Here is a 13,051-nt window from a genome sequence, read left to right on the forward strand (position 1 = left end):
GGGTGATGGGGCACTTGAATCGCTAACCCTCCTGCACTTGGAGGGATTTGTCGTTGTGTTCGAGCTGCCTGGGCAGGCCTCTGCCAGGATCATTAGCAAGGGTGGTGCCAAAATGCCCATGAAGGGTGCAAAGGCTGCATTTGCAAGGGATAAATGCCCAACGACAGGGCGATTTACCTGAGGAAGGCTGGCGGATTTCCGCCCGGTGGCGGGTTTTGTACAGGGGGGATGGCGGGAATCCGCCCATCGCGATTTGCCTGAACTGGCCTCTTCGCGGGTAAACCCGCTCCCAGAGGTACTGCACAGGGTCTGAAAGCGGTGCGGAGCCTGTGGGAGCGGGTTTACCCGCGAAGAGGCCGGCAACGCCAGTAAATCAATCGAGGTGGAAGGTGATCCTGAACGCAGCCCCGCCCAAGGGCGAATCCCCCAGGCTGAGCTCGGCGTCATAGCTGTCGACAATGTCCTTTACTACCGCCAGCCCGATGCCCTGCCCGGGGTGCTGGCTGTCCAGCCGCTCACCGCGCTCCAGAATGCGCTCACGCTGATCGGCCGGCACCCCTGGCCCATCGTCTTCGATACACAAGATCAACTGCCCGGGCGCCTGCTCAAGGCTCACCCGCACCTGGCCCAGGCTCAGGCGGTAGGCGTTTTCCAGCAGGTTGCCGAGCATTTCCAGCAAGGCGCCCTGCTCCATCGGCACCTGTGCCGCATCGGGCAGTTCCAGTGCCACGCTCACCTGCTTGTCGCGGTATACCTTGGCCAAGGTGCTGCACAGGCTGTCGAGCAACGGCCGCAGCCTCACGCTGTGACGCACCAGGCCACTCTTGCGCAGGCTGGCGCGTTGCAGCTGATAGTCGATCTGCTGGCTCATGCGCTCGATCTGGCTTTGCAGCACCCGCGCCTGCTCGCGCTCACCGCTGCGCTGCTGCAGGCTTTCGCCCACGCCTTGCAACACCGCCAGCGGCGTCTTCAGGCTGTGCGCCAGGTCGTCCAGCGAGTCGCGGTAGCGCGTACGCTGCTCACGCTCACTGCGCAACAGGCGGTTGAGCGAACGGGTGAGGCGCAGCAGCTCGCGAGGGTGCTCGCCGCTCAGGCCATCGCGCGCCCCCGACTCCACTTCGTCCAGCTCGTGGCTTAGCCGGCGCAACGAGCGCAGGCCCCAGGTCAGGCCAGCCCACAGCAGCACCATCAGCGCCAGCAAGGCAGCACCGAAGCCCAGGTAGAGCTTCTCGCGCAGGCCATTGAGGGTGGCCGTGTACTCGCTCACCGGCTGCAGCGCGACAATGCTGTAGGCAGCACTTTGCCCCCCCAGCAACTTGATCTCGACGTCGTACACGAAAAACTCTTCGCCATCGCCCTGGTGAATGCGGGCGAATTCGTTGCCGCGCCCGTCATAGCGCGGGCGGTAGTTGATGTGCCGATCGGCGGTGGCCCGTGACTGCCAGACCAGGTTGCCATCGCGGTCAAAGATATAACCGAGCAGGCCCGTATAGGGCAGGTTGTAGCGCTCGTCCGGCAGCAATGTCGGCATTTGCAGCCCGCCATCCTCGATACGCGCGGCAGAAATCAGCGTGGTCACATCCGAAGCCAGGCGCTGCTCGATCGATTCCTGCAGGGCCAGGCTAAAGGCCTTCTGCAAGGCCGGCAGCAGCGCCAGCATGAACAGCAGTGCCAATACTGCGGCGGCCAGCATCAGGCGTACCCGCAGCGAGCGGATCATCGGCAGCGCTCGGTGAACAGATAGCCCAGGCCGCGTACGGTGTCGATGGGTTTGAAGCCGTGCTCGCCCTCAAGCTTGCGGCGCAGGCGGCCCACCAGTACTTCGATGACATTGGGGTCGCGCTCCTCGTCGCCCGGGTACAGCTGCTCCATCAGGCGATCCTTGGCCACCACCTGCTGATGATGGCGCATGAGGTATTCGAGAATGCGGTATTCGTAGGCGGTCAGCGCCAAGGGCTGGTCATCAAGGGTGGCCTGCTTGCGGTTGAGGTCCAGTACCAAGGGGCCTGCGGCGATGGTCGACTGGGTGAAGCCGCTGGAGCGGCGCAACAGGGCATTCAGCCGCGCTTCCAGCTCTTCGAACTGGAACGGTTTGACCAGATAGTCGTCGGCACCGGCGGCCAGGCCCTCGACCTTGTCCTGCCAGTTGCCGCGGGCGGTGAGGATAAGAATGGGGAAGGTCTTGTCCTGGCTGCGCAAGCGCGTGATCAGCTCCAGGCCACTGATACCGGGCAGGCCCAGGTCGATGATGGCCAGGTCGAAGTGGTACTGCCCGGCCTGGTACAGCGCCTCCTCGGCATTGGCGACCGCCTCGACCACATGGCCGCTTTCGCCCAGACGGGTGTAGAGGTGATGGCGAAGCAGGGCTTCGTCCTCGACCACCAGCAGTTTCATGTGCAGCTCCTTGTGTATATTGCGTGTACCGGCCCTTTCGCGGCTAAAGCCGCTCCCACAAGTACTGCACAAGTCTCAGGAATTGTGCGATCCCTGTGGGAGCGGCTTTAGCCGCGAAAGGGCCGGTACAGGATAACGCGGCTCGCTGGTCAGAACTTGTAGCTTGCTGCCAGATAGGTCTGCGCGCTGCTGGTCAGCCGCAGGGTGCCGTCCTTCGGCCCGCCATGGGCGCCCACTTCGGTCGCGGCATTGCTGCGCAGGTAACGATAGCCCAGCTCCACCGAAGCCTTGTCGGTAATGTCCTGGATCACACCGGCCTGCAGGCCGTAGGCATAACCGTAGTCGGTATCCCGGCTAGCGCCTGGCGAGTCCTGGGTGAGCTTGGTCATGCCCAGGCTGCCCCCGCCGAACAGTTTGGTGGTATCGCCCACCGGCAGGAACAGGTCATAGCTGCCCAGCAGGTTTTCCTGGCGCAACTTCAGGCCGCTGTGGTCACCCGAGACGTTGTCGTAGGTCATGTAGTAGCGGCCCTGGTCGTTGATCTTGCCCACACGTACACCCCAGGTGTCATCCTTGCCGATGATGCCATCGGCGTTGAGGTGGTCGGTGTTGCGCTGCAGCAGGCCCGATTTGCGAACCTTGTCGCTGGTCTGGCCGTAGGTGAGGCTGGCGAAGTTGTCGTCGGCGGCCTGGGCAGTGGTGATGCCAGCGGCACAGACGGCCATGGCGGCAAGCAGGGTGTTGAAGGTTTTCATGGCTGGTTACTCCAGTTGGGTGCGCTGTTTCGGTCTGGAAGCTAGAGTAAGGAGGGCACCCTGAACCGCGACTGAACCCTGGCTGAACACCGGCTGAACGAACTGTCTGCAAGACAAGGAGTAGTAAAGATGCGCGCCCTGCTGGCCCTGACCCTGATGTGCAGCGCCGCCCTCGCCCAGGCGGCGATAGTGACCCGTGAAATTCCCTACCAGGACGCCGACGGCAAGCGTTTGATCGGCTACTACGCCTATGATGATGCAGTCCAAGGCAAGCGTCCGGGCATCGTCGTGGTGCATGAATGGTGGGGGCTGAATGACTATGCCAAGCGCCGCGCCCGTGACCTCGCGGCCTTGGGTTACAGTGCGCTGGCCATCGACATGTATGGCGATGGCAAGCAGACCGAACATCCGCAGGATGCCCAAGCGTTCATGGCCGAAGCGATGAAAGACCCGGAGGCTGCCGCCGAGCGCTTCGACGCCGGCCTGAAACTGCTGGAACTACAGCCTTACACCGACAAGAGCAGCTTAGGTGCCGTCGGTTACTGCTTCGGCGGCAAGGTGGTGCTCGATGCAGCACGACGCGGTGCGGACAAGCTCGATGCAGTGGTGAGCTTCCACGGTGCACTGGCCACACAGACGCCGGCCCAAGCCGGCAAGGTGAAGGCCTATGTACTGGTCGAGCACGGCGCCGCAGACAGCATGGTCACCCAAGAGCAGGTCAATGCGTTCAAAGCGGAAATGGACGCCGCCAAGGTCAACTACCAGTTCGTCAACATTCCTGGGGCCAAGCATGGCTTCACCAACCCCGATGCTGACCGGCTGAGCCATGGCGAACATGGTGGACCGGACATTGGCTACAACAAGGCTGCGGACGAGAGCTCTTGGGCGGATATGCAGGCGTTCTTCAAGCAGGTGTTCAAATAAGGATTGTCGGGGCCGCTTTGAGGCCCATCGCCGGCAAGCCAGCTCCCACAAGCACTGCGCAAACCTCAAGCGCTGCGCAGCACCTGTGGGAGCTGGCTTGCCGGCGATGGGCTGCAACGCAGCCCCAGCAATCCCACCTCCCACACCGCCGCTGCGGCTGGCACAATAGCCCCATGAACACTTTCCCCGCCTGCTGCGCCCCACTCCAGCACCACTGGCCCCTGCCCCGCCCGCTGCCCGGCGCGGTGCTGGTCAGTTGCGCCTTCGACCCTGCCCGCCTGGCACCCGACGACTTCCAGCGCGCCGGCGTCGTGCCCAGCGCCAGCCTGCAGCGCTCGGTGGCCAAGCGCCAAACCGAATACCTGGCCGGCCGGGTGTGCGCGCGCGCCGCGCTGCAGCGCCTGGACGGTCGCGACTACGTGCCCGGCACCCATGAGGATCGCTCGCCAATCTGGCCGGCGGGCATCCACGGCTCGATCACCCACGGCAAAGGCTGGGCCGCCGCCGTTGTCGCCTCCGAAGGCAGCTGCCAGGGCCTGGGCCTGGATCAGGAGGCGTTGCTGGATGACGAACGCGCCGAACGGCTGATGGCTGAAATCCTCACCCCCCCCGAGCTCGAACGCCTGGACCGCCGTCAACTCGGCCTGACGGTCACCCTGACCTTCTCGCTGAAGGAAAGCCTGTTCAAGACCCTCTATCCGCTGACCCGCCAGCGCTTCTATTTCGAACACGCCGAGGTGCTGGACTGGTCCACCGAAGGCCTGGCCCGCCTGCGCCTGCTCACCGACCTGTCGCCGCAGTGGCGCCAAGGCGCCGAGTTGCAAGGCCAGTTCTGCCTGCAGGACGGCCACCTGCTCAGCCTGGTCAGCGTCTGACCTTTACTGTGGCGCTTGCTGGCGTGGCCAGTTCAGGCTGAAGCAGGCGCCACCCAACGCTTCGCTACGCCCCACCGTCGCCCGGCCCGTGTGCCAGTAGATGATTCGCCGCACGATCGACAAGCCCAGGCCGTGCCCACCCGAAGCACGGGTGCGGCTGTCATCCAGGCGGGTGAACGGGGTGAAGATGCGGTCCCAGAAGCCCTCGGGGATCCCCGGCCCGTCATCTTCGACATCGATGCGGCATCGCTGCTGCCCCAACTGGTAGCTCACGCGCACCTCAGACCCGGCATGGCGCATGGCGTTACTGACCAGGTTCTGCAGCGCCCGGTGCAAGTAACGCGGCTCGGCCTCGACCCACGCGCCTTCGGCATCCGCGCCCTGGCAGTCGCCGCGCACGACCCGCACCTCGGCACGCAACGGTGCCAGCTCTTCGATCACCCGCGCGAGCAAGGCATCCAGGTCGACCCGCTGGAACTTCAAGGCCGGCGCGCCTTGCTCCAGGCGAGCGTAGGTCAGCATTTCGTCGACCAGCTTGTCGAGGTCCTGGATATCCCCGTCCATGCCCGCCAAGTGCTTGGCCCGCGCCTGTTCGGTGGTGGCAGTTTCGATCATCTCCAAGCCAAAGCGCAGGCGTGCAACCGGCGTGCGCAACTCGTGGGACACCGCCCGCACCAGCTCGCGCTGCATGGTCAGCGAGCGCTGAAGGTGCTCGGCCATGCCGTTGAAGGCGGCGGCCAGACGCCCCACCGAGTCGGCATCACCGGCGGGCACGCGGGTGTCCAGGCTGCCCTGGGCGATGCGTGTGGCGGCAATCTCCAGGCCCGACACCCGGCGCTCCAGCTGGCGCACCAGCAGGTAAACCACCAGGCCGATCAGGCACAGGCCGAGAAAGGTAATCAGGATCAGCAACTGCGGTGGATACGGGTTGAGCTGGTACAACGGGCCAATTTCCAGCACCCAGGGCGAGCCTGCCAGCCCGGCAAACACCCGGATCGAGTCGCCATCCTTGCCCAGCGCCATGACCGTGTCGCCCTCCTCGACCCGGCGCCGCTGGTCATCGTCCAGGCTGACCCGCTCGATGCGCTGCAGGGCGACGCCAAAACCGAAGCCCTTTTCCTGCTTGATCTGTGCCAGCCGCTGCTGCTGCTCGGTGATCGGGTAGCGCACCAGTTCATCGGCCAACAGATACAGGGTGGCCCGCGCCAGTTGCTCGCTTATCTGCTTGATCTGCGCCACCAGCATCAGGTCTTCCTGGCCGACTTTGCGCAGCACTTGCGCCGCATGTGGGCCTGTCTTTTCGACCACCACCAGGCCGCGGTACAGGCGCGCCCGCTGGCCGCCGTCGAGGCTGCGCCCAGTCATCGGTTGCAGCGCCAGCGGCACACCGAGCAATCGCTCCCAGATCAGCAGCGAGCGTTTGCGTTCGGTTGCATTCTGCTGTGCCAGGTTGTCAGCCATCAGGCTGAAGGTACCTTGGGCCAGGCCTTCCCGGTGCTGGGCGGCGCGCACTTCGTTGGCCAGGTGCAGGCTAAGCACGCCGAGCAAGGCCACCAGCACCAGCACCGCCAGCATGCCGCCGTAGATACGCAGAAAGATCGAATTGTTCATGGCGCTTCGCCGACAAACAGGTAGCCCTTGCTGCGCAGGGTCTTGATCAGCCGTGGCTGAAGCGGGTCATCGCCGATCTTGGGGCGGATCTTCGAGATGCGTATGTCGATGGAACGGTCCTGGCCGTCGTAGCCGACGCCACGCAGCGCGGTGAAGATCTGTTCACGGGTCAGAACCCGGCCCGCGTTGCTGGCCAGCAGCCAGAGCAGGTCGAACTCGGCACCGGTCAGCTCGATCAGCTGGTCGCCCAGGCGCGCCTCGCGCAGGCGGTTGTCGATACGCAGTGCGCCAAACGCCAGCTCCTGGCGCTTGCTGTCCACGGCTTCGCTGCGGCGCAGCAGGGCCTGGATACGCGCCAGCAGCAGGCGTGGACGTACCGGTTTGCAGACATAGTCGTCGGCGCCAAGGTCCAGGCCCTGGACCTGGTCGAGTTCGTCGCTGCGTGCGGTGAGCATGAGAATGGGGCCGGGGTACTGGTTGCGTACCCGGCGGCAGATGCTCAGGCCGTCCTCGCCGGGCAGCATGAGGTCGAGGATAACCAGATCGGGCTGGCTGTCGACGATGCGCCGGGCGGCGCGGGCGCCATCGCCCTCCACCGCGACCTCGAAGCCACTGGCCTGCAGGTACTCGGCGGTGAGCTCGGCCAGGCGCTGGTCGTCTTCGACGATGAGGATGCGGGGTACGGGGTGGTCCATGGCCTCTGCCTTTGCTTGTTGTTTTTTATTACCTGTACCGGCCTTGTGCTGCGAAGGGGCCGGTACAGGGAACATAACCCTTTAACCAAAAGGCAACATCCCCCCAGGATACTCAGTAGCACCTCCGGCGCTGCCAACCCGCCCGTAGCCCCCTCGACTGAACCGTTTTTTGTGATAGGGTTCGCGCCCGAAAAAAACTGCCCGGGGGCAGCAAGGCGCAGAAAAATACTGCAAACCACTTGGCACAAGGCCTACAGCGAATACCCACCATTCACTCACAAAGTACGCACAAGTTATCCACAGGTGCTCGCCTTGCAAAGCCCCCAATACCGCATTATCTTGTATCCCGAACGCAGCGAACCACTACATATAGGGGTTCGTGCAAAATCACACACAAAAGTCAACCCGCAAAATCAAGCGATTTTACGAGCTGAACTTCAGGTGATTTCAGCAGCCAAACCGCTCCTGCGGAGGCGACCGAGGCAAGCCCTTCCAGGGCCTTGTTCGGGTATGGGTGTTGCAGGCCAGGCCTGGCATCCATCAGCAACAGTTTTTGGGCCAAGCCCAAAACCTTTGACTTCGGCCAGGGAGCGGCAAGCTATTGCCCCTTATTCCTGAGTCTGTCCCGAAGTCGGTACGCCCGTGCGGGCGGATGCGTATGCATTGCGCATCCCCGCCGGGCCATCGAGCAAGTGGACGGAACGGTGGGCGCCCAAAAGGCGCCTGAACAATATAGAAACTGTGGAGACACCCACCCATGCAAACCGACACAACTCGCGAGAACCCGCAGGCCAAGGTGCCGCAGTCCGCCGATTCCAACCAGGATCTGGCCGCCACTGCCCCTGGCCAACTGCGCGTGATCAAGCGTAACGGCACTGTCGTCCCCTACACCGACGACAAGATCACCGTTGCCATCACCAAGGCGTTCCTTGCAGTTGAAGGCGGTACCGCCGCCGCCTCGTCGCGCATCCACGACACCGTCGCGCGCCTGACCGAACAGGTTACCGCCACGTTCAAACGTCGCATGCCATCGGGTGGCACCATCCACATCGAAGAAATCCAGGACCAGGTAGAACTGGCCCTGATGCGCGCCGGCGAGCAGAAAGTTGCCCGCGACTACGTGATCTACCGCGACCAGCGCGCCAAAGAGCGCGCCACCCGCGCCAACACCGACGCCGTGGTCGAGCCGCACCCGAGCATCCGCATCACCCTGGCTGACGGCAGCCTGGCGCCGCTCGACATGGCCCGCCTGAACACCATCATCAGCGAAGCCTGCGAAGGCCTGGCTGAAGTCGATGGCGACCTGATCCAGCGCGAAACCCTGAAGAACCTGTACGACGGCGTGGCCATCAAGGACGTCAACACCGCCCTGGTGATGACCGCCCGTACCCTGGTCGAGCGCGAGCCGAACTACTCGTTCGTGACCGCCCGCCTGCTGATGGACACCCTGCGTGCCGAAGGCCTGGGCTTCCTCAGCGTTGCCGACAGCGCCACCCACCACGAGATGGCTGACCTGTACGCCAAGGCCCTGCCGGCCTACATCGCCAAAGGTATCGAGTTCGAGCTGCTGAACCCGGCCCTGGCCGACTTCGACCTGGAAAAACTGGGCAAGGCGATCAACCACGAGCGCGACCAACAGTTCACCTACCTGGGCCTGCAGACCCTGTACGACCGCTACTTCATCCACAAGGATGGCGTGCGCTTCGAGCTGCCGCAGGTGTTCTTCATGCGTGTGGCCATGGGCCTGGCGCTGGAAGAGAAAGACAAGGAAGCCCGTGCGATCGAGTTCTACAACCTGTTGTCGTCCTTCGACTACATGGCCTCGACCCCGACCCTGTTCAACGCCGGTACCCTGCGCCCGCAGCTGTCCAGCTGCTACCTGACCACCGTGCCGGACGACCTGTCGGGCATCTACCACGCGATCCACGACAACGCGATGCTGTCGAAATTCGCCGGTGGCCTGGGCAACGACTGGACCCCTGTGCGTGCACTGGGTTCCTACATCAAGGGCACCAACGGCAAGTCCCAAGGCGTCGTACCGTTCCTGAAAGTGGTCAACGACACTGCCGTTGCCGTCAACCAGGGTGGCAAGCGCAAGGGCGCCGTCTGTGCCTACCTGGAAACCTGGCACCTGGACATCGAAGAGTTCATCGAGCTGCGCAAGAACACCGGTGATGACCGCCGTCGTACCCACGACATGAACACCGCCAACTGGATCCCTGACCTGTTCATGAAGCGTGTCTTCGATGACGGCAAGTGGACCCTGTTCTCGCCTTCGGAAGTGCCAGACCTGCACGACCTGACCGGCAAGGCATTCGAAGAGCGCTACGAGTACTACGAAGCCCTGACCGAGTACAACAAGATCAAGGTGTTCAAGACCATCCAGGCCAAAGACCTGTGGCGCAAGATGCTGTCGATGCTGTTCGAGACCGGCCACCCGTGGTTGACCTTCAAGGACCCGTGCAACCTGCGTTCGCCGCAGCAGCACGTGGGCGTGGTCCACAGCTCGAACCTGTGCACCGAGATCACCTTGAACACCAACAAGGACGAGATCGCGGTCTGCAACCTGGGCTCCATCAACCTGCCAAACCACATCAATGATGGCAAGCTGGACACCGCCAAGCTGCAACGTACCGTGAACACGGCTGTGCGCATGCTCGACAACGTGATCGACATCAACTACTACTCGGTGCCGCAGGCGCGTAACTCGAACCTCAAGCACCGCCCGGTCGGCCTGGGCATCATGGGCTTCCAGGACGCACTGTACCTGCAGCACATCGCCTACGGTTCCGACGCTGCCGTCGAGTTCGCCGACAAGTCGATGGAAGCGGTCAGCTACTTCGCGATCCAGGCATCCTGCGACCTGGCCGACGAGCGTGGCGCGTACGAGACCTTCCAGGGTTCGCTGTGGTCCAAAGGCATCCTGCCGCTGGATTCGCAACAGATCCTGATCGAGGCCCGTGGCCAGAAGTACATCGACGTCGACCTGAACGAGACCCTGGACTGGGCGCCGGTGCGTGCTCGCGTACAAAAAGGTATTCGTAACTCGAACATCATGGCCATCGCGCCAACCGCGACCATCGCCAACATCACCGGCGTGTCGCAGTCGATCGAGCCGACCTACCAGAACCTGTACGTGAAATCGAACTTGTCGGGCGAGTTCACCGTGATCAACCCGTACCTGGTCCGTGACTTGAAGGCCCGCGGCCTGTGGGACTCGGTCATGATCAACGACCTGAAGTACTACGACGGTTCGGTGCAGCAGATCGAGCGTATCCCGCAAGAGCTGAAAGACCTGTACGCCACCGCGTTCGAAGTCGAGACCAAGTGGATTGTCGACGCAGCTTCCCGTCGCCAGAAGTGGATCGACCAAGCTCAATCGCTGAACCTGTACATCGCGGGCGCCTCGGGCAAGAAGCTGGACGTGACCTACCGCATGGCCTGGTACCGTGGCCTGAAAACCACCTACTACCTCCGTGCCCTGGCTGCGACCAGCACCGAGAAGTCGACCATCAACACCGGCAAGCTCAACGCCGTTTCCAGCGGCGGCGACAGCGCCCCGGTCCAGGCAGCCGGCCCAGCGCCAGTGCCAAAGGCCTGCGCGATCGACGAGCCTGACTGCGAAGCCTGCCAGTAAGGCCTGAATGCCGCGCGGGGTGCCTACAGGTGCCCCGCGCGGCATTTTTGTATCCGCGTCACTGAGAAGCCCTGCCCTTTTCCCGCTGCGTATGCGGTTCGGTAAAAGGACAAAACCTCTCTATAAAGGACGCAAGCCCATGGCGCGGAAAAAAGTGGCAACTCGCAAGATTGGTCGCAATGCTGAAACCGGCCGTTTTACCTCGGTAGAAGTCGCACGCAAACACCCCCAGACGCATATCGTCGAAACGCTGCGCAGCCACCGCTGCTAGTGTTGCCTGCCCCCGCCTCATCGCCGGCAAGGCAGCTCCCACAGGTACTGCATCGCCCTGCGGTCAGGCGCGGTGCCTGTGGGAGCTGGCTTGCCGGCGATGAGGCCCGGACACGCATCATAAAACCCTCAAAAACACTATATAGTGTGTCATAAATTTAAACTGGCACAAGATATAGGTTAGCGCTACACTCTCCCCCCGTAGATGAACACAGCCATTTCGTGAACGGACGCACGCAAAACCGGTCGAAAAAGTTACCCTCGCCCGCAACACATGCGCCCCGATCGAAGGTGAATTCCGGTATACTTTGCGCCCTCTGAAAAGAGCACCATTCATTGTCCTGGCCCCTCCCCGAGGCCTGGCCAGGTACAAGCCAGAACACATTCAGATGTAAACGAGAGTCAGCCTCTCGAGCTGTCCATTCGCCGTTACGGCCTTGCGTCAGGCATCACATTCTTAAAATCCAACCGGTTGCCCCAGGGCGACCCTCAAGCAGGAGCCAAACCATGCTGAGCTGGGACGAATTCGACAAAGAAGACGGCGAAGTAGCCGCCAAAGGCAACACCCCTGCGCAGGCCGCTGCCGCCGCCACCCTCGACAAGCTCGACAGCGCCGGTGGTGCCGCCGCCCTGGAAGCCCGTGCGGCCACCGCTTCTGACTCCGAAGCCGTCAAACGTGCCAAGGCTGCCCTCGACGCCCTGGACGTTGCCGAAGGCCTGGCCGAGCTGGAAGGCTCCTCGGCCCGCGTTGCCGTAGATGAAAAGCGCATGATCAACTGCCGCGCCGACCTCAACCAGCTGGTACCGTTCAAATACGACTGGGCCTGGCAGAAGTACCTGGACGGCTGCGCCAACCACTGGATGCCGCAAGAGGTCAACATGACCGCCGACATCGCCCTGTGGAAGAGCCAGGACGGCCTGACCGAAGACGAGCGTCGCATCGTCATGCGTAACCTGGGCTTCTTCTCCACCGCCGACTCGCTGGTTGCCAACAACCTGGCCCTGGCCGTGTACCGCCTGATCACCAACCCGGAGTGCCGCCAGTACATCCTGCGCCAGGCCTTTGAAGAGGCGATCCACACCCACGCCTACCAGTACTGCATCGAGTCGCTGGGCATGGATGAAGGCGAGATCTTCAACATGTACCACGAGATCCCGTCGGTCGCTAAAAAAGCCGCCTGGGGCCTGAAGTACACCCGCGCCATCTCCGACCCGGAATTCAACACCGGCACCGTCGAAACCGACAAAGAGCTGCTGCGCAACCTGATCGCCTACTACTGCGTACTGGAAGGCATCTTCTTCTACTGCGGCTTCACCCAGATCCTGTCCATGGGCCGCCGCAACAAGATGACCGGCGTTGCCGAGCAGTTCCAGTACATCCTGCGTGACGAGTCGATGCACCTGAACTTCGGTATCGACGTGATCAACCAGATCAAGATCGAAAACCCGCACCTGTGGGACGCGGCGATGAAGGAAGAAGCGACCCAGATGATCCTGCAAGGGACCCAGCTGGAGATCGAATACGCCCGTGACACCATGCCACGCGGTGTACTGGGCATGAACGCAGCGATGATGGAGGACTACCTCAAGTTCATCGCCAACCGTCGTTTGACCCAGATTGGCCTGAAAGAAGAATATCCAGGGACTACCAACCCGTTCCCATGGATGAGTGAGATCATGGACTTGAAGAAAGAGAAAAACTTCTTTGAGACCCGTGTGATTGAGTATCAGACGGGTGGTGCTTTGAGCTGGGACTGATTGTCCGGGCTGAACATCGAGGAGGCTGCCGATTGGCAGCCTTTTTTATTGGTGGAGTGAGCCTAGGGGTGAGCGGACAGCTTTGCCTGTGCTGGCCTCTTCGCGGGTGAACCCCACATAAGCAGAGCTGCT

Annotated in this window: 11 protein-coding genes; 5 read left to right on the plus strand and 6 right to left on the minus strand. The window is 62.6% G+C overall.

From position 1 onward, the window contains the following. Window positions 1–373 precede the first annotated feature (373 nt). The 3 genes from JOY50_RS01970 to JOY50_RS01980 all read right to left on the minus strand — a co-directional run bounded on the left by JOY50_RS01970 (window position 374) and on the right by JOY50_RS01980 (window position 3,149). The gene (locus JOY50_RS01970) at window positions 374–1,720 is read right to left on the minus strand and encodes an ATP-binding protein (RefSeq protein ID WP_132846475.1); all 1,347 of its coding nucleotides are present in this window, start codon (window positions 1,718–1,720) and stop codon (window positions 374–376) included. Further along, window positions 1,717–2,394, minus strand: coding sequence for a response regulator (locus tag JOY50_RS01975; protein ID WP_138737785.1), 678 nt, complete (start codon window positions 2,392–2,394; stop codon window positions 1,717–1,719). Before JOY50_RS01975 ends, JOY50_RS01970 begins: the two co-directional genes overlap by 4 nt. A gap of 149 nt (window positions 2,395–2,543) precedes the next feature. Next, window positions 2,544–3,149, minus strand: coding sequence for an outer membrane beta-barrel protein (locus JOY50_RS01980; protein ID WP_138737784.1), 606 nt, complete (start codon window positions 3,147–3,149; stop codon window positions 2,544–2,546). A 129-nt stretch (window positions 3,150–3,278) separates the two neighbouring features. Between JOY50_RS01980 and JOY50_RS01985 the strand changes: the two genes are divergently transcribed. Next, window positions 3,279–4,073, plus strand: coding sequence for a dienelactone hydrolase family protein (locus tag JOY50_RS01985; protein WP_132846472.1), 795 nt, complete (start codon window positions 3,279–3,281; stop codon window positions 4,071–4,073). 173 nt (window positions 4,074–4,246) lie between these two features. Continuing rightward, complete coding sequence (locus tag JOY50_RS01990; RefSeq protein WP_243054674.1) at window positions 4,247–4,948, plus strand: 4'-phosphopantetheinyl transferase; 702 nt, start codon at window positions 4,247–4,249, stop codon at window positions 4,946–4,948. 3 nt (window positions 4,949–4,951) lie between these two features. On the opposite strand, the gene JOY50_RS01995 is transcribed toward JOY50_RS01990, so the two are convergent. From JOY50_RS01995 to JOY50_RS02005, 3 genes are all read right to left on the minus strand, one after another. Next, entirely contained in the window at window positions 4,952–6,559 is a 1,608-nt protein-coding gene (locus JOY50_RS01995; protein WP_132846470.1) for an ATP-binding protein, read from the minus strand. Next, window positions 6,556–7,254, minus strand: a complete 699-nt coding sequence (locus tag JOY50_RS02000) for a response regulator transcription factor (RefSeq protein WP_132846469.1) — start codon at window positions 7,252–7,254, stop codon at window positions 6,556–6,558. The genes JOY50_RS01995 and JOY50_RS02000 overlap by 4 nt, the downstream gene beginning before the upstream one ends. A 400-nt stretch (window positions 7,255–7,654) precedes the next feature. Then, the gene (locus JOY50_RS02005) at window positions 7,655–7,816 is read right to left on the minus strand and encodes a hypothetical protein (protein ID WP_165931655.1); all 162 of its coding nucleotides are present in this window, start codon (window positions 7,814–7,816) and stop codon (window positions 7,655–7,657) included. A 195-nt stretch (window positions 7,817–8,011) separates the two neighbouring features. Between JOY50_RS02005 and JOY50_RS02010 the strand changes: the two genes are divergently transcribed. The 3 genes from JOY50_RS02010 (at window position 8,012) to JOY50_RS02015 (ending at window position 12,919) form a co-directional block, all read left to right on the plus strand. Further along, window positions 8,012–10,891: a ribonucleoside-diphosphate reductase subunit alpha gene (locus tag JOY50_RS02010; protein WP_243054675.1), complete on the plus strand. Its 2,880-nt coding sequence runs from the start codon at window positions 8,012–8,014 to the stop codon at window positions 10,889–10,891. A 139-nt stretch (window positions 10,892–11,030) separates the two neighbouring features. Beyond that, window positions 11,031–11,162: a hypothetical protein gene (locus tag JOY50_RS28980; RefSeq protein ID WP_259136227.1), complete on the plus strand. Its 132-nt coding sequence runs from the start codon at window positions 11,031–11,033 to the stop codon at window positions 11,160–11,162. A 506-nt stretch (window positions 11,163–11,668) separates the two neighbouring features. Continuing rightward, entirely contained in the window at window positions 11,669–12,919 is a 1,251-nt protein-coding gene (locus JOY50_RS02015) for a ribonucleotide-diphosphate reductase subunit beta (RefSeq protein ID WP_003254823.1), read from the plus strand. The last annotated feature ends 132 nt before the right edge of the window (window positions 12,920–13,051 follow it).

The organism is Pseudomonas sp. BP01 (genome assembly GCF_022760795.1).
Lineage (GTDB): Bacteria > Pseudomonadota > Gammaproteobacteria > Pseudomonadales > Pseudomonadaceae > Aquipseudomonas > Aquipseudomonas putida_Q.

Excerpts from the sequence above, each read along its gene's own strand:
- JOY50_RS01970 (WP_132846475.1), bottom strand. The coding sequence starts at position 1,720 with ATGATCCGCTCGCTGCGGGTACGCCTGATGCTGGCCGCCGCAGTATTG.
- JOY50_RS01975 (WP_138737785.1), bottom strand. The coding sequence starts at position 2,394 with ATGAAACTGCTGGTGGTCGAGGACGAAGCCCTGCTTCGCCATCACCTC.
- JOY50_RS01980 (WP_138737784.1), bottom strand. The coding sequence starts at position 3,149 with ATGAAAACCTTCAACACCCTGCTTGCCGCCATGGCCGTCTGTGCCGCT.
- JOY50_RS01985 (WP_132846472.1), top strand. The coding sequence starts at position 3,279 with ATGCGCGCCCTGCTGGCCCTGACCCTGATGTGCAGCGCCGCCCTCGCC.
- JOY50_RS01990 (WP_243054674.1), top strand. The coding sequence starts at position 4,247 with ATGAACACTTTCCCCGCCTGCTGCGCCCCACTCCAGCACCACTGGCCC.
- JOY50_RS01995 (WP_132846470.1), bottom strand. The coding sequence starts at position 6,559 with ATGAACAATTCGATCTTTCTGCGTATCTACGGCGGCATGCTGGCGGTG.
- JOY50_RS02000 (WP_132846469.1), bottom strand. The coding sequence starts at position 7,254 with ATGGACCACCCCGTACCCCGCATCCTCATCGTCGAAGACGACCAGCGC.
- JOY50_RS02010 (WP_243054675.1), top strand. The coding sequence starts at position 8,012 with ATGCAAACCGACACAACTCGCGAGAACCCGCAGGCCAAGGTGCCGCAG.
- JOY50_RS28980 (WP_259136227.1), top strand. The coding sequence starts at position 11,031 with ATGGCGCGGAAAAAAGTGGCAACTCGCAAGATTGGTCGCAATGCTGAA.
- JOY50_RS02015 (WP_003254823.1), top strand. The coding sequence starts at position 11,669 with ATGCTGAGCTGGGACGAATTCGACAAAGAAGACGGCGAAGTAGCCGCC.